The organism is Metabacillus hrfriensis (assembly GCF_030127205.1).
GTDB classification, from domain to species: Bacteria; Bacillota; Bacilli; order Bacillales; family Bacillaceae; genus Bacillus_P; species Bacillus_P dongyingensis.
In genome coordinates, this window is the sequence record NZ_CP126116.1 from 445,747 (window position 1) to 460,553 (window position 14,807).

The following is a 14,807-nucleotide window of genomic DNA, read 5'->3' on the forward strand; positions in this document are numbered from 1 at the left end:
ATAATTTTTTTCCAATAATTCATACTATTATATTACTTTATACTTATGCTATATTATAGAAAAGTAATATTGTTATATCCTACATAGTAATAATAATCTAAGATTGGAGTGTTTTGAATGAAGAAACTGGGTTTGCTTAGTATGTTTTTGATTCTTACTATCTTTATCGCAGCATGTGGAAACAATGATACTGCAGGCGAGAAAGAAAAAAGTGATAAGGTATATAAAGTGGGTGTAGATACAACGTATCCTCCATTTGAATTTAAAGAGGGAAACGAGTATAAAGGAATTGATATTGAATTAATCAATGCAATAGCGAAAGACCAGGATTTTAAAATCGAACTTTCTCCGATGGACTTTGGCGGAATCATTCCAGCGATGCAAGCCAATCAGCTTGATGTGGCTATTGCAGGGATGAGCATTACAGATGAGAGAAAAAAGGTAGTGGATTTCTCAACTCCGTATTTTAATGCAGGATTAACAGTAGTAGTTAAAAAGGATAATACAACTACTAAATCAGTTGATGACCTTAAAGGAAAAACGGTAGCAGTTAAAAAAGGAACAACAGGTGCTAAATATGCACAGGATAATTCCGCAAAACTGGGAATCAAAGTTGTTCAATTCAATGATAGTCCCGCTATGTTCCAGGAAGTGGCAAACGGCAATGCCGATGCTCTTATAGAAGATTATCCTGTTATCTCCTATGCCATTGCTCAAAAAGACCTTGGTTTAAAGACCGTAGGTGATCGTTTGAATGGAGATAAGTATGGTATTGCTGTATTGAAAGGACAAGACAAGGATTTATTGGAAAAGATAAATAAAGGTCTTGCTAATCTTAAAAAAGATGGAACATACGATAAAATTATAAAATCCTATCTTGGTGAATAAAAATTTTATGCTCATTAAGCGCGCTTAAGGCGCGCTTTCTTTTTGAAGGGAGATGAATAGAATGGATATCATTATTGCGGCTTTGCCGATTTTATTAAAAGGACTTCAGGTAACCCTTTATGTCTTTATCATTGCCATTCTTCTAGGTTTTTTAATTGGTTTAGTTGTTGCCTTGATGCGGTTAGCACCTGTCAAAATCTTGACCTGGATTGCAAAAGTTTATATTGATGCTATACGAGGAACGCCGTTTATTGTTCAATTGTTCTTTATCTATTTCGGCATCAATTCACTGAATTTAATTTCATTAAACAGTACAACAGCTGGTATCATTACCGTTGCAATTAATGCAGGGGCCTATTTTGCTGAAATCATAAGAGCAGGCATTCAGTCCATTGATAAAGGCCAAACAGAAGCAGCAAGATCAATCGGATTTACTGGTGGACAAACAATGCGCTATGTCGTGCTGCCCCAGGCTTTCAGAAGAATGCTCCCTACGATCACGAATCAATCGATCATTAGCTTAAAAGATACTTCTCTTTTGTCTGTCATTGGTATTGCAGATTTAACACAGCAGGGACAAATTCAAGCCTCGGCTACCTTTGAAGCATTCAAAATTTGGCTTGTTGTCGGTATCATTTACTTTATCGTCATTTATTTGTTATCCCTAATTGCTAATTTCGTAGAAAAGAGGTTTGAACTTCGATGAGCATGATAACGGTAAAAAACCTGAGAAAATCATTTGGAACCGTCGAGGTTTTAAAAGATATTAATGCAATCGTGCAAGAAAAAGAAGTCGTTTGTGTAATAGGCCCTTCTGGATCGGGAAAAAGCACATTCCTGCGCTGTCTGAATCTCCTGGAGGAAATTTCAGGCGGTGAGGTAGTCATTAATGGACATGATATAACGAATCCAAAAACAAAAATCAATATAAACAAAGTTAGACAAGAAGTTGGAATGGTTTTTCAGCATTTTAATCTTTTCCCTCATAAAACTGTTTTAGAAAACATCACATTGGGACCTATTAAAATTCGAGGCACCCAGAAAGCAGAAGCGGAAAAATTAGCGCTTGAACTGCTGGATAAGGTAGGACTGAGGGAAAAAGCAAATAGCTATCCTGGAGAACTATCCGGAGGACAAAAACAACGGGTTGCCATAGCGAGGGCACTGGCAATGAATCCGAAAATCATGCTATTTGACGAACCTACTTCTGCACTTGACCCTGAAATGGTCGGAGATGTTTTAGAGGTAATGAAGCAGCTTGCTAAAGAGGGTATGACAATGGTCGTTGTTACCCATGAAATGGGCTTTGCCCGTGAAGTCGGAGACCGTGTTATATTCATGGACGGCGGGTATATCGTTGAAGAAAATGAACCGAATGAAATATTCGGCAACCCTCAGCATGAGAGGACTAAATCCTTCTTAAGCAAAGTTCTTTAGGCTGCAAGGAATGCAGAGTGTCAAAGTGACTGCCTAAAAGAATGAAAGCGTCCGAACGCCGCAGCATCCTTTTTGGAACCTGGAACTGTGTCAGCAGTGTTGTGGTCGCTTTGATCGTGGTAAGCTTTGCATTTAAGCGGGAGTATGAAAGTGTTAAAAATAGAAATAAATTGGTGCCTGATCCCATGAAGGGGTCAGGCACTTTTACGTAGGATGAGAGATGGCGGGGGATATTAAGTTTTTATGTTCGAGTAACAGTTAAAGTCAGAAAAAAGGTATAATTTACGTGAAAAGGATATTGCTTAAATAAAAGATAAAGGAGCCGTTAAAATGACTACACCAGCCACTTGGAAGAAAGCAGACGATTACTTTATTTCTAAACTTCATTCAGCTGACCCGGATATGTCTTACATCCTTAAAGCAAACGAAGAGGCGGGGCTGCCTGAGATTGATGTAGCACCTAATCAAGGCAAACAGCTTTACTTGCTTGCGAAGCTGAAGGGTGCGAAAAAGATTCTTGAAATAGGGACGCTCGGCGGCTATAGCAGTATTTGGCTGGCGCGGGCACTGCCTGAAGACGGTAAGCTTGTCACTCTTGAATATGAGGAGAAGCATGCGAGGATCGCAAAGGAAAATATGAAAAAAGCCGGCCTAGATGATAAAATTGAAATTATTGTGGGAGCTGCGCTTGATACGCTGGATACATTACAAGATCGGGCACCGTTTGATTTTATTTTTATTGATGCAGATAAAGTGAACTATCCGGGCTATTTCGAATGGGCGGTGAAGCTTTCTAAACCTGGAACCGTTATTTTTGGAGACAATGTTGTCCGCGGCGGGAAGGTCATAGATGAAAACAGCGGGGATGAGAATGTGAGCGGTGTCCGCACCCTTATGGATTTTCTTTCAGAGGAGCCCCGAATTGAGGCAACGGTTATTCAAACGGTTGGCAGCAAAGGATACGACGGGTTTATTCTCGGTATTGTAAAATAAAAGGGGTGCAGCTGCTAAAACTATGGCAGCTTCTTTTTTGTGAATGAATAGCAAATCATTGGCTGAGGCAACTTTCATTGGCTTTTTTGATTGTTTTCGCTGAAAAAAAGCGAAAAGAAAAAGGAACTGGCATCATTAAAAAGAATTATTAAGTAACATATTAATTAGACAGGGAGACAGCATATGAAATACTGCATTATTAAAGAAGATAATCCGTACAGCAAAAATATCGTCAATCAGAAGCTTTATGAGTACAATTCCTTGCACTTTCCGGAGGATTTAAACGGCAGGTATGAAGAAATCAATTTGTACCTCAAAGATGAAAACGGCATGGTCCGCGGAGGCATTTTAGGAGAAATCTGCTGGAACTGGCTTGAGATCCATACCCTTATGATCGATGAGGACCTGCGCCATTCAGGGCATGGATCAAAGCTTCTGGCAGAAGCGGAGAACCTTGCTGCGCTCAAAAAATGCGACTTTGTTAAAGTAGACACCCTCAGCTTTCAGGCAGTTGATTTTTACAAAAAGCATGGGTACGAGGTATATGGCACTCTTGATGGAGTTGGAAGAGACTTTAAGCATCACTACTTGAAAAAAGACCTGTAAAAGGAGCAGATCTATGGCGTACGAATTGAAAACGAAGCAGACTGACAACAGCGTGATTGAATTTATTGAGGCTGTAGATTCGCCGAAAAAGCGGGAGGATGCTTACCAGCTGCTTGATATTTTTACAGAAACGGCAGGCTTTGAGGCTAAGATGTGGGGGCCAAGCATTATTGGATTCGGTTCTTATCATTATAAATATGCGTCAGGTCATGAAGGGGATGCGCCGCTTGTCGGCTTTTCACCCCGGAAGGCAAAAATCAGTTTATACTTTGCGCCTGGTGAAACGAAGCGGGAAGAGCTTTTAAAAGAGTTTGGAAAGCATACGAACGGAAAGGCATGCGTCTACATAAACAAAGTAGCTGATATTAATATTGAGGTGCTGAAGAAGCTGATACAGGAGTCAATTACGTTTTTGCAGAAAACGTATCCGGCTCAATAAAGGGGGGCATTATGGCAGATTCTCTGTTTGTAGATGATGAGATCCTTATCGACGCTCCCCCTGAAACAATTTGGAGGGTGCTGACAGAATCAAAATATGTAGCACAGTGGGATGAACTGCCTGAGGGTTATCCTGAAGGAGCCATGAGTACGGGAAGCAAGGTGGTTTGGGAGCTTCCTGACGGGGGACAATCTATCACCACGATCATAAATGCAGAGCCTCAAAAAGAGTTAAAGATTTCTCTTTTCGTCTCAAAGTGGGAAGAAAAGATAAAAGAAGGGGATATAGCTTATCTATATCAGCTTGAGGAGCGCGGCAGGAGCACACTTTTAAAAATCAGGATCGGTGATTTTTCTTTGATTAAAAACGGCCGGAACTATTATGAGGCTTCTGTTGAATTTGCAGGTAACTCTAAAAAAGTGATTAAGGAATTGGCAGAGTCCTAATCGGAGAGGTTCTTTAGAAGATTCTAACCTGAGGAACAAAAGAAATAAAGGTGTGAATGAAAAGCAGGACTTCTTCCAGTTAGTATGAGATTTGAGGAAAGCGGACAAATAGTCCCTTTCCTTTTTTCGTTTACAATGAAATTTAAGAGAGTCATTTACCAATAAACATTATAACGTTATATATTTTTATTCTAAACATTATAACGTTATATTTACTTTATTAATATTTTATGATATCCTTCAGGTGTGAATGTAAGCGCGTTCCGAGAGGATCATGGAAAAGGGTGACAGGTATGAAGGAACGATTTGTATTGCGAAATGTAAAGCTTGTGAATGAAAAGGAAATGGATATTGTGGTTGAAGACGGTAAAATTGCCGAGCTGACAAAGGCTGGGAGCGGATGCGGAGAGGAAGTATACGATTACTCTGGTGCTTATGTTTCAAGCGGCTGGATTGATTTACATGTCCATGCCTTTCCTGAATTTGATCCGTATGGCGATGAAATCGATGAAATAGGAGTAAAACAAGGTGTTACTACCATTATAGATGCGGGAAGCTGCGGGGCGGACCGGATTGCGGATCTTGCTGCAAGCAGGGAAAGGGCTAAAACGAATTTGTTTGCCTTTTTAAACATTTCCCGGATTGGCTTAAAACGAGTGGATGAATTATCTAAGTTAGAATGGATCGATACAGAGAAAGCTGTACAGGCGGTACATGAGTATAAAGATTTCATTGTCGGATTAAAGGCGCGGATTAGTAAAAGTGTAGTTCGTGACAGCGGCATTGATCCTTTGCGTATTGCCCGGGCCCTTTCAAGGGAAACATCTCTGCCCTTAATGGTGCACATTGGCTCTGGACCGCCAAACATTGAAGAGGTCATTCCGCTCTTGGAAAAAAGGGATGTGATTACTCATTATCTCAACGGAAAAGAAAATAACCTTTTTGATGATAAAGATAAACCGCTTCAAGTATTTACAGATGCGATCAACCGCGGTGTGCATTTGGATGTCGGTCACGGAACGGCGAGTTTTTCATTTAAGGCAGCGGAAGCAGCAAAGGCTAATCTCATAGGTTTAAATACAATCAGCACGGATATCTACCGAGGGAACCGAGAAAACGGTCCCGTCTATAGCATGGCAAACGTTTTAACGAAATTCCTTTATTTAGGATACTCACTTAAAGAGGTGATCGCAGCTGTCACGACTAATGCTGCAGGATGGCTTGAAAAACCGGAACTGGGACGAATCGAGGTTGGAGACGCTGCAAACTTAACCCTATTTACCGTGCAAAGCGATCCAATTACTCTCATCGATTCCGAAGGGGATGAACGGGTAGCTGAAAAAAGGATTGAAACAAAAGGAGTGGTTGCAAATGGCGAATTCATTAAATGCTAAATATGGACTGAAACGAGTGATTAATGCAAGCGGACGAATGAGTATCCTTGGTGTATCAGCTCCGACGGATACGGTGATGGATGCAATGAAACAAGGCGGTCAAAGGTATACAGAGATCGCAGATTTAGTGGATAAAGCCGGCGATTATGCAGCGGATATCCTTGGTTCAGAGGCAGCTGTTATCGTGAACTCGGCATCGAGTGGGATTGCGCTTTCAGTTGCGGCGCTGGTGACTAAAGGGAATCGCCGGAAGAGCGAGCGCCTTCATCAAGAACTCATTCCTCAAAATGAAATCATCATGCTGAAAGGCCACAATGTCCAATACGGAGCACCGGTTGAGACGATGATCTATTTGGGCGGCGGAAAGCTCGTTGAAGTTGGCTATGCCAATGAAGGAAAGGCAGAACATGTTGAAGATGCCATTTCAGAAAACACAGCAGCCATTCTTTATGTCAAATCGCATCATGCTGTTCAAAAAAATATGATTTCCGTTGAGGAAGCATGGGAGGTTGCCATGCGAAACGGCGTACCGCTTATTGTGGATGCTGCTGCGGAAGAGGATCTTCAGAAATATGTGAAATACTCGGATCTTGCGATTTACAGCGGTTCAAAGGCTATTGAAGGACCGACTTCCGGAATCGTGGGCGGCAAGAGAACCTACATTGAATGGCTGAAAGTGCAGCTTCATTGTATAGGAAGAAGCATGAAAGTCGGCAAAGAAACGACGTTCGGCCTCCTTCAGGCACTTGATGAATATGGCGTAAAGGAAGATAAAAGCGAACAAGAAAAAGATGCCTTGCAAGTGTTGATGCCGCTGAAGGAGATTCAAGGAGTCAATGTGACGATTGTACAAGATGAAGCGGGCCGGGCCATTTTCCGTGCGCGCATTCAAATAGATCCAGAGCAGGCAAATACAACTGCAAAAGATATCGCAGCGGGACTGCGTGAAGGGGACATTGCCATCTACACACGTGATTATGGTGTGAGACAAGGCTATTTCGATATCGATCCGCGTCCGCTGCAAGGCGATGATATCCATGTCATAGAAGCGAAAATCCGCGAATTAGCAGAAGGGGGAAAATAAGATGTCAACTATAACAAAACGGTTTTACAAAGATCGTGTTGCATTAAATGTTCTGGCCAGCAGCATAGAAAATGCGAAAGAAGTATTTGAAGCGGCAGAAGGGCATGTTTTAGTCGGTGTTCTTTCAAAAGATTATCCGACAGCAGAAGAAGCAGTTGCAGCGATGAAAGAATACGGAAAAGAAATTGAGGAGGCTGTATCGATTGGACTGGGTGCAGGTGACAATCGCCAGGCTGCTGTAGTGGCGGAGATTGCGAAACACTACCCTGGCAGTCATATTAATCAAGTTTTCCCTGCAGTTGGAGCAACACGTGCCAACCTTGGGGAAAAAGACAGCTGGATCAACAGCCTGGTATCTCCGACAGGACGCCCGGGATATGTGAATATCTCAACAGGCCCCGTTAGCGCTGCACAGGACGAGCATGCGATTGTACCGGTAAAAACGGCCATTGCCCTTGTGCGTGATATGGGAGGCAATGCATTGAAATACTTCCCAATGCAAGGATTAAGCCGTGAAGACGAGTTCCGTGCTGTTGCAGAGGCATGCGGTGAAGAAGGATTTGCGCTTGAGCCGACTGGCGGAATCGACAAAGAGAATTTTGAAGCCATCTTGCGCATTGCCCTTGAAGCGAACGTACCGCAAGTTATCCCTCATGTGTATTCATCGATCATTGATAAAGAAACCGGAAAAACAAATGTCAGCGATGTGCGGGAATTGCTTGAAACGATGAAGAACTTGGCTGATCAAAATGGCTAAAAAAATTGCGGCTTTTGGTGAGATCATGATGCGCTTGCAAGTACCTGGATATGAACTCTTGTCACAAGCGGGCACATTAAACTATTCCTTCTCAGGGACGGGCGTGAATGTCACATCAGCGCTTGCACGTTTTGGGCATACCGGGTACCTCGTATCCGCACTGCCGGATAATACAATCGGTGAAGCTGCCCTTTCGCACCTTCGAAAATTGGGAGTTTCTCAATCATTCATTGTACGGGATGGGAAATATGTTGGCATGTACTTTTTAGAAAACGGATTCGGAGCGCGGCCGAGCCGCGTAACCTATTCAAACCGTCAGGAAAGCAGCTTCAATACAGCCCCTGCAGGAACGTATGAGTTTGAAGAGATTGCCAAAAGAATCGATATTGTTCATTTTTGCGGTATAACACTCGCGATGAATGATTCGGTCCGCCATCATATGAAAACGTTCGCAGCAGCGGTCAAAGAAAATGGCGGCACAGTTGTCTTCGATTGCAACTACCGCCCGTCCCTTTGGGGGAATGACGGGTATGAAAAAGCGAAGCCGGAATATGAAGAAATGCTGCATCTGTCAGATACAGTCATGATGAATGAAAAAGATGCGATGTTTGTTCTTGGTATGGAAACAGAGAAGGAAGAACGGACTGAACAGCTTATGGATCTGATTCCAGCGATTGCAAAAAAGTATAATATCTCCGTCATAGCGGGCACTCATCGTTCAATCAATGGCGACAATACTCATTCCTTGCAGGGCTTTATGTTTAAGAATCAAGCATTCACCTTTTCAAAAGAACTCACGTTTTCCGTCTATGATAGAATAGGTGCTGGAGATGCCTATACTAGCGGTATCGTACATGGTGAGGCAGAAGGATTTTCACCGAAAAAAACGGTAGCGTTTGCAGCAGCAGCAGCAATGCTTGCGCATACGATTGCTGGCGATACCCCAATGTCAACGGAGAATGATATCCTCCGCGCAATGACGGAATCAGTGGGCGATGTAGAAAGGTAGAGGATGTAACAGTGAACGTATCTCGAAAAAAAGGACCCTTATATTTACAAATAAAGAAAATCTTAAAAGACCGGATTTTACATGGGGTGTATCCTCTTGAAGCAAATATACCTTCAGAACCGCAATTGGAAAATGAATTCGAGGTGAGCAAAATTACTGTCCGCAATGCCATAAATGAGCTTGTTCTGGAAGGATACCTTGAAAAGAAGAGCGGCAAAGGCACGAAGGTTATCCGAAATACTTCTGCCTCAAAGCTTTCCAAAGGGAAACGTTTTACGGAAGTATTAGTAGAAGAAGGGCATAAAATTCAAAAACAATTGCTGAAAGCTGAAATAATAAGCAATCAAGAAGGCTCAGAACCGTATCGATTATTCGGGGAGCATTGTTTTCGAATCGAACGGCTTTATCGTCTTGATGGGGTTCCCTATATTCATTTCACGCATTATTTAGATACAAGGTGTATAAAAGGGACGGACCCATCAGATTTAAGTGTGCAATCCTTATATGATTTGATTGAAGAACAAGATATTTCTTTAGAAAAGTTTCGGGATGGGTTTGCTGTTGCCATCGCACCTTCGTCTGTGGCGGAAATATTGCGTGTGAAAGAGAGAACATCTTTATTAAAGAGGTCGCGTTATTCCTATGATGAAGCGGGCGATGTGATCGAATACAGTGAAGGTTACTATAACACGGACATGCAGCATTATATAGTTAATTTTGATAGATAGGAAACGCGGGAAAAAAGGGATGCAGCACCTTTTCCTGACGGGCTTTTGAAAGCGTTTTCTGTATGGGGGAGGGGGAATTTAGTATGGAAATGTATCTATTAATGGTTACTTTTTTATCCATTGTGATTGTTATTTTAGGAGTAGCATGGTGGAAATGGCATGCGTTTATTAGTTTAACGGTTGCAAGCTTGTTCTAGGCCATCATGTCTGGATTATCAATGGATAAAATTATTGGAGCTTATGAAACTGGAGTTGGAAGCGTTTTAGGTCACCTGGTTGGGATTTTGGCGCTGGGCACGATTCTAGGAAAGCTGATGTCAGATTCAGGTGCCGGAATGCAAGTAGCAGATTTTTTCATTCGGTTCTTTGGTGTAAAGAGATTGCCGTGGGCAATGCTTTTCTCAGGTTTTATTATTGGAATCCCGGTATTTTTTGAAGTGGGAATCGTGATCTTATTGCCGCTGGTCATATCAATTTATAAAACTACAAAACAGAACATTTTATTAATCGCACTGCCTGTTATTGCAGGATTATCCATTGTACATGGTCTTGTTCCGCCGCATCCGGGGGCAATGACCGCAATCGGCATCTATGATGCCGATATGGGAAAAGTCCTGATTTATTCTCTTGTTATTGCGCTGCCTGCGTCCATCATTGCAGGACCATTGTTTGCGAAGTGGGTGCATAAACGCGTGATTCCTGAAGGAGAGCCGGAGCTGATCCGTATCAACACGGCATCAAAAAAATTACCGGGTACAGGAATTTCATTCGTCATTATCTTATTACCTGTTATCTTAATGATTCTGTCGGTTGTTGCGCCTTATATGGCACTGCCTGATGGCGTCGTGAAATTCTGCCTGTTCATCGGCAGTCCAGTAATGGCCCTTCTAATTGCTTGTTTTGCAGCCTACTACTTCCTTGGATTTCGCCAAGGTTTCGATAAAAACTTATTGAAAAAGTTAACGGACGAATGCCTGCTTCCGGTTGGTTCAATCATTCTCATCATCGGTGCAGGAGGCGGGTTTAAGCAAATCCTTATTGATAGCGGTGTCGGCACTTCAATTGCTCAAATGTCTGAGCAGGCATCCTTATCTCCTATTGTTTTAGCATTTATGGTAGCAGGTTTAATTCGAATTGCGACAGGTTCGGCAACGGTCGCATTAACAACCGCTGCCGGTATCGTTTCACCAATTATTGAGCACATGTCCGGTGTGAACTTGGAATTATTGGTTATTGCGACTGGTGCAGGTTCACTCATGTTCTCACATGTAAACGATGCCGGTTTCTGGCTGGTAAAAGAATACCTGGGGTTAACTGTAAAAGAAACCTTTAAAACATGGACTGTATTAGAAACATTATTGTCATTTATCGCTTTTGGAACTGTTTTGCTGTTTGATCTGTTCTTATAAAATCAATGCCCCTCTGCATGCCAGCAGAGGGGGTTTTTATTTATAAGGAATATTTTTTGATAGAAAGGTATGGGAGTAAAAGTAAAAAGAACAATCATTCCCTGAAGAAGTGAGCATGATCATGATCGTGCTCTTTTTGTTGTTGGTTATCTCTTCTCATTAGAGAGGTTCTTCTAATTCTGTGATTTATACGCATCCAGCAAAATAGCAATTTGACTGATAGTGAAGGTAATAGAATCAAAAAATACGCATTCAGTTGAAAGGATTATAATCTTTGCTTGCTGATCCTGTTAGGATTTTTTTACATAAAATTAATGAAAATTGGTTAATGAATTAATATAGCAATCTTAAAATATTATTAAACACACATAAATTGGACCAGCCGTTACAACGATCGATGATCTTAAAATATGGAAAAGATCACTTACGAACACTGAAGTTAAGGCTCTTTCAGACTCATATAAATAAATGATTAGAAAAATGGAGAGGCGGCCCTTATAAAAAAGGTGCTGCCTTCTTTCATTCATCACCTCGCAGCATGTTTTATAAGGGACATCGCTCCTTATTTATGGCATGATAAAAATAGCTTCCCTGTATTTTGAAACTTTCCGATGTGTTCTTTCGTAAATAGTGATATAAAGGAACGGTTGAAAATAAGTGCTGAAAATAAGAACCGAACAGGTTTGGCTATTGGGATTCACTGGGAGCGGGAATTGGCATTGCACTTGATAATCTTGCTTGCTATGGGAATTACAATCGGGATTGTTTTTGGAATAGCATTCAGTTAAAAAAATAAATCGTAAGGCGGGATCGCATGAAAAATTGGACGGTTGTATTTCTTTGTCTCTTTTCTGCCTCTATTGCAGGAGGTATGGCGCTGAATTCTATTATTGATTACGCCATGCTTGCAGGTTCGGGGCTAGGGATTTTCTGTTTGCTGACGGCTGGCTTTTTTCAGGGCAGAAAAATGGAAGCTGAAATGGAGGGGAAGCAATGAAGGAAAACATGAAAAAGGAAATTTGGAGCTGGACGAAATCGCTCCTGCTTGCCGTCGCTCTTGCTTTTATTTGCAGGGAATTCCTTTTCGCGCCGGTCTTGGTGGAAGGAAAGTCCATGCAGCCGACATTTGAAGATCAAAACCGGCTGATTATCTCCAAAACGAGCGAAATCCAGCGTTTTGACAAGGTGGTCTTTCACTCGCCTGAGCCAGGAAAAGATTACATCAAGCGTGTCATCGGGCTTCCAGGTGATACGGTTGAAATGAAACAGGATACTTTATACATTAACGGAAAGAAATACGATGAGCCTTATCTGGCTGAATCTAAGCAGAACCTCCCTGAGGGGGAACTGCTGACTGAAGACTTTCAGGCAACCGTACCTGAAGACGCCTACTTTGTTATGGGAGATAACCGGAGACAAAGCAGGGACAGCCGTGAGATAGGCGAGGTTTCTGCGAAGGAAATGATTGGTGAAGTAAAGCTGCGGTTTTTTCCGTTAAATGTTGCAGGTTTTCCTGAATAAGTGAACTTGCACTCTCTATTAACTTGTCTGCAGGAGCAGGCAGGCGAGGTAAACAGAATGATGAAGGTGCTGTCTTCAATTGATGACAGCACCTTTTTTATGGAGCTTTTTCTTTTTCCACGGCTTCCAGACTGAAATGATGATGATGAAAATAGTAATGGCAATCTGAATAATGACGGCGTACTGTCTGATGGAATGATTCTGAATGAATACGGCATTGCTTAAAGCTGCGCTGCCTTCAGCCTCAAGAAGAGCCATGTTTGCCATCATCAGTTTGTCGACGATAAAAATTCCATTGAGAGTCTGCAGGATGAAAAGAATCCATTTCACTGCAAGCCAGCGGTGCCTGAAAAATCCCCAATTCGTAAAAAATCCATAAATAAATGCAAGAAGCAAAGTTCCAATGGCACCGGTCCGAACAATCAAATCGCTTATTTCAACAAGGTGTTTGTACGTTGAAAGCGTATCTGTATAAACGGCCAGTGACAAGCCATAATTCAGCGCTAATGAGCTCATGATTCCGCCAAAGAATAGGGAAATGAGCAGAATGTGAGCAATTTTGAGCCATTTCAATCCGGCGGGTCCAGCTTTTTTCATGAAGTTCCTCCTTTCACTATTTTCATGAAGCCTATTCAGTCTATCAATCGAAAAGAAAGGCAGGGATGGTCCGCAGATGCATTTGCAGATAGGGCGGGAGGCTGATTTTAAAAATGGATACATGTTCATCAGAGAGGATTGCCGATATATGATATCTGAGCCCATTTCAATATAGATGTTTATGTCCGTTATTTAATGGGGAATTTTAGTAATAAACATTCGGAATGGAGGCACCTCGTTATGGATCCTGCACAATCGGCTCAAAGGGAGGCATATTCTTCCCGTAATCTGCTGTCAGGCATTTTGTTTGGCCTGGGTCTTGTGGCATTTATTGATGAAACTATATTTCATCAGCTGCTGCACTGGCATCATTTTTATGATAAATCCACAACGGATATCGGATTAGTCTCGGATGGTCTGTTTCATGCGTTCAGCTGGCTTGCAACAATAGGAAGTTTATTTTTGTTTGCGGATCTAAGACGCCGGAATGCCTTGTGGATTAAGAGGTGGTGGGGCGGTGTCTTGTGTGGGGCCGGGGCTTTTCAATTGTATGACGGCACAGTTCAGCATAAGCTGATGGGGCTTCATCAGATTCGGTACGTGGATCATGTGTACATATATGATTGGATCTGGAATATCATCGCAGCGTTGATCCTGATTGCCGGGATCATTCTCATCGCCCGGACAAGAAAGCGGAAAGCTGATTAGTATGCATCATTCACATCATGTTATCGGAATCGGGCCTCAGTTACTGTTGGCCCTGCCATTTATCGCTGCTTTGGTTTTGTATGGTATTGCTGTATCGATCTCTAATCGCAGCCGAAGAAAATGGCCTGTTTACCGGTCTGTTTTTTGGTTTATTGGGATTTTTTGCGCTGTTTCTGCAGTGAGCGGTCCTTTAGCCAACCGTGCCCACATGGATTTTACCGCGCACATGCTCGGACATTTGCTCCTCGGCATGCTGGCGCCGCTTCTCATGGTGCTTGCTGCACCAATGACTCTCCTCATGCGATCCTTAAAGGTGAATCAGGCAAGAAGGCTCACTCATGTTCTGAAAAGCTTGCCAATACGGATTTTAAGTGATCCTCTCACTGCTTCCTTGCTGAATGTGGGAGGACTTTGGCTCCTTTATACGACGGATTTATACCCAGCCATGCATCAGAATTCCATTCTCCATATCGTTATCCATTTTCATGTTTTCTTAGCGGGGTATTTGTTCACCGTGTCTATGATTTATATTGATCCGGCACCGCATAGGACGAGCTTTGCTTATCGTGTGATTGTGCTGGTGCTGGCGTTCTCCGGCCACGGAATTTTGTCTAAGTTCATTTATGCTCATCCGCCAAATGGAGTGTCTCTGGAGCAGGCCGAGGCTTCGGGAATGCTAATGTACTACGGCGGAGACGTAATAGATATTGTGATTATTTTTATTCTCTGCCTGCAATGGTACCGTGATGCACGTCCGCGTGTCGGGGAGCTATCCGTAAATTAGAAAGGAG

18 protein-coding genes are annotated in these 14,807 nt (G+C 42.4%); 17 read left to right on the forward strand and 1 reads right to left on the reverse strand.

The features are described 5' to 3' along the window. Nucleotides 1-117: 117 nt before the first annotated feature. The 15 genes from QLQ22_RS02295 to lepB all read left to right on the forward strand — a co-directional run bounded on the left by QLQ22_RS02295 (nt 118) and on the right by lepB (nt 12,711). Nucleotides 118-888 (forward strand): transporter substrate-binding domain-containing protein, encoded by a 771-nt coding sequence (locus QLQ22_RS02295; RefSeq protein WP_284015930.1) that lies wholly within the window; start codon nt 118-120, stop codon nt 886-888. A 61-nt stretch (nt 889-949) separates the two neighbouring features. Beyond that, nucleotides 950-1,594 (forward strand): amino acid ABC transporter permease, encoded by a 645-nt coding sequence (locus tag QLQ22_RS02300; protein WP_284015931.1) that lies wholly within the window; start codon nt 950-952, stop codon nt 1,592-1,594. Then, complete coding sequence (locus QLQ22_RS02305) at nt 1,591-2,325, forward strand: amino acid ABC transporter ATP-binding protein (RefSeq protein ID WP_275976732.1); 735 nt, start codon at nt 1,591-1,593, stop codon at nt 2,323-2,325. Before QLQ22_RS02300 ends, QLQ22_RS02305 begins: the two co-directional genes overlap by 4 nt. A 330-nt stretch (nt 2,326-2,655) precedes the next feature. Further along, nucleotides 2,656-3,318 carry an O-methyltransferase gene (locus QLQ22_RS02310; protein ID WP_284015932.1) on the forward strand — a complete coding sequence of 221 codons (663 nt, stop codon included), beginning with the start codon at nt 2,656-2,658 and terminating at the stop codon, nt 3,316-3,318. A gap of 183 nt (nt 3,319-3,501) precedes the next feature. After that, nucleotides 3,502-3,924: a GNAT family N-acetyltransferase gene (locus QLQ22_RS02315; protein ID WP_223439241.1), complete on the forward strand. Its 423-nt coding sequence runs from the start codon at nt 3,502-3,504 to the stop codon at nt 3,922-3,924. Between the two features lie 13 nt (nt 3,925-3,937). Then, nucleotides 3,938-4,363, forward strand: a complete 426-nt coding sequence (locus QLQ22_RS02320) for a DUF1801 domain-containing protein (RefSeq protein ID WP_284015933.1) — start codon at nt 3,938-3,940, stop codon at nt 4,361-4,363. An 11-nt stretch (nt 4,364-4,374) separates the two neighbouring features. Further along, nucleotides 4,375-4,809: an SRPBCC domain-containing protein gene (locus tag QLQ22_RS02325; protein WP_252207960.1), complete on the forward strand. Its 435-nt coding sequence runs from the start codon at nt 4,375-4,377 to the stop codon at nt 4,807-4,809. A 293-nt stretch (nt 4,810-5,102) separates the two neighbouring features. Further along, on the forward strand, nt 5,103-6,203 hold the full coding sequence (locus QLQ22_RS02330; RefSeq protein ID WP_284015934.1) for an amidohydrolase/deacetylase family metallohydrolase: 1,101 nt from the start codon (nt 5,103-5,105) through the stop codon (nt 6,201-6,203). Beyond that, nucleotides 6,181-7,287 carry a DgaE family pyridoxal phosphate-dependent ammonia lyase gene (locus QLQ22_RS02335; protein ID WP_284015935.1) on the forward strand — a complete coding sequence of 369 codons (1,107 nt, stop codon included), beginning with the start codon at nt 6,181-6,183 and terminating at the stop codon, nt 7,285-7,287. Before QLQ22_RS02330 ends, QLQ22_RS02335 begins: the two co-directional genes overlap by 23 nt. Nucleotide 7,288: 1 nt before the next feature. Then, nucleotides 7,289-8,044: a 2-dehydro-3-deoxy-phosphogluconate aldolase gene (gene dagF / locus QLQ22_RS02340; protein ID WP_223439251.1), complete on the forward strand. Its 756-nt coding sequence runs from the start codon at nt 7,289-7,291 to the stop codon at nt 8,042-8,044. After that, entirely contained in the window at nt 8,037-9,053 is a 1,017-nt protein-coding gene (locus QLQ22_RS02345) for a sugar kinase (protein WP_284015936.1), read from the forward strand. Before dagF ends, QLQ22_RS02345 begins: the two co-directional genes overlap by 8 nt. Before the next feature lie 11 nt (nt 9,054-9,064). Further along, nucleotides 9,065-9,781, forward strand: a complete 717-nt coding sequence (locus QLQ22_RS02350; protein ID WP_284015937.1) for a GntR family transcriptional regulator — start codon at nt 9,065-9,067, stop codon at nt 9,779-9,781. A gap of 203 nt (nt 9,782-9,984) precedes the next feature. After that, nucleotides 9,985-11,190: a GntT/GntP/DsdX family permease gene (locus QLQ22_RS02355; protein ID WP_284015938.1), complete on the forward strand. Its 1,206-nt coding sequence runs from the start codon at nt 9,985-9,987 to the stop codon at nt 11,188-11,190. A gap of 814 nt (nt 11,191-12,004) precedes the next feature. Continuing rightward, the gene (locus QLQ22_RS02360; protein WP_284015939.1) at nt 12,005-12,187 is read left to right on the forward strand and encodes a hypothetical protein; all 183 of its coding nucleotides are present in this window, start codon (nt 12,005-12,007) and stop codon (nt 12,185-12,187) included. Continuing rightward, nucleotides 12,184-12,711, forward strand: coding sequence for a signal peptidase I (gene lepB / locus QLQ22_RS02365; protein WP_223439269.1), 528 nt, complete (start codon nt 12,184-12,186; stop codon nt 12,709-12,711). The genes QLQ22_RS02360 and lepB overlap by 4 nt, the downstream gene beginning before the upstream one ends. Before the next feature lie 75 nt (nt 12,712-12,786). Here the strand turns inward: lepB and QLQ22_RS02370 are convergent, their stop codons facing one another. Beyond that, nucleotides 12,787-13,308, reverse strand: coding sequence for a DUF2269 domain-containing protein (locus tag QLQ22_RS02370; protein WP_223439271.1), 522 nt, complete (start codon nt 13,306-13,308; stop codon nt 12,787-12,789). A gap of 240 nt (nt 13,309-13,548) precedes the next feature. On the opposite strand from QLQ22_RS02370, the gene QLQ22_RS02375 reads away from it, so the two are divergent. Both QLQ22_RS02375 and QLQ22_RS02380 read left to right on the forward strand, forming a co-directional pair. After that, nucleotides 13,549-14,016, forward strand: a complete 468-nt coding sequence (locus QLQ22_RS02375; RefSeq protein WP_284015940.1) for a DUF2243 domain-containing protein — start codon at nt 13,549-13,551, stop codon at nt 14,014-14,016. After that, complete coding sequence (locus QLQ22_RS02380; protein WP_423246251.1) at nt 14,012-14,800, forward strand: cytochrome c oxidase assembly protein; 789 nt, start codon at nt 14,012-14,014, stop codon at nt 14,798-14,800. Before QLQ22_RS02375 ends, QLQ22_RS02380 begins: the two co-directional genes overlap by 5 nt. Nucleotides 14,801-14,807 lie beyond the last annotated feature (7 nt).

Coding starts and splice junctions, on each gene's coding strand:
- QLQ22_RS02300 (WP_284015931.1), top strand. CDS start 950: ATGGATATCATTATTGCGGCTTTGCCGATTTTATTAAAAGGACTTCAG.
- QLQ22_RS02345 (WP_284015936.1), top strand. CDS start 8,037: ATGGCTAAAAAAATTGCGGCTTTTGGTGAGATCATGATGCGCTTGCAA.
- QLQ22_RS02295 (WP_284015930.1), top strand. CDS start 118: ATGAAGAAACTGGGTTTGCTTAGTATGTTTTTGATTCTTACTATCTTT.
- QLQ22_RS02335 (WP_284015935.1), top strand. CDS start 6,181: ATGGCGAATTCATTAAATGCTAAATATGGACTGAAACGAGTGATTAAT.
- QLQ22_RS02320 (WP_284015933.1), top strand. CDS start 3,938: ATGGCGTACGAATTGAAAACGAAGCAGACTGACAACAGCGTGATTGAA.
- QLQ22_RS02305 (WP_275976732.1), top strand. CDS start 1,591: ATGAGCATGATAACGGTAAAAAACCTGAGAAAATCATTTGGAACCGTC.
- lepB (WP_223439269.1), top strand. CDS start 12,184: ATGAAGGAAAACATGAAAAAGGAAATTTGGAGCTGGACGAAATCGCTC.
- QLQ22_RS02325 (WP_252207960.1), top strand. CDS start 4,375: ATGGCAGATTCTCTGTTTGTAGATGATGAGATCCTTATCGACGCTCCC.
- QLQ22_RS02355 (WP_284015938.1), top strand. CDS start 9,985: ATGTCTGGATTATCAATGGATAAAATTATTGGAGCTTATGAAACTGGA.
- dagF (WP_223439251.1), top strand. CDS start 7,289: ATGTCAACTATAACAAAACGGTTTTACAAAGATCGTGTTGCATTAAAT.
- QLQ22_RS02315 (WP_223439241.1), top strand. CDS start 3,502: ATGAAATACTGCATTATTAAAGAAGATAATCCGTACAGCAAAAATATC.
- QLQ22_RS02375 (WP_284015940.1), top strand. CDS start 13,549: ATGGATCCTGCACAATCGGCTCAAAGGGAGGCATATTCTTCCCGTAAT.
- QLQ22_RS02310 (WP_284015932.1), top strand. CDS start 2,656: ATGACTACACCAGCCACTTGGAAGAAAGCAGACGATTACTTTATTTCT.
- QLQ22_RS02360 (WP_284015939.1), top strand. CDS start 12,005: ATGAAAAATTGGACGGTTGTATTTCTTTGTCTCTTTTCTGCCTCTATT.
- QLQ22_RS02330 (WP_284015934.1), top strand. CDS start 5,103: ATGAAGGAACGATTTGTATTGCGAAATGTAAAGCTTGTGAATGAAAAG.
- QLQ22_RS02370 (WP_223439271.1), bottom strand. CDS start 13,308: ATGAAAAAAGCTGGACCCGCCGGATTGAAATGGCTCAAAATTGCTCAC.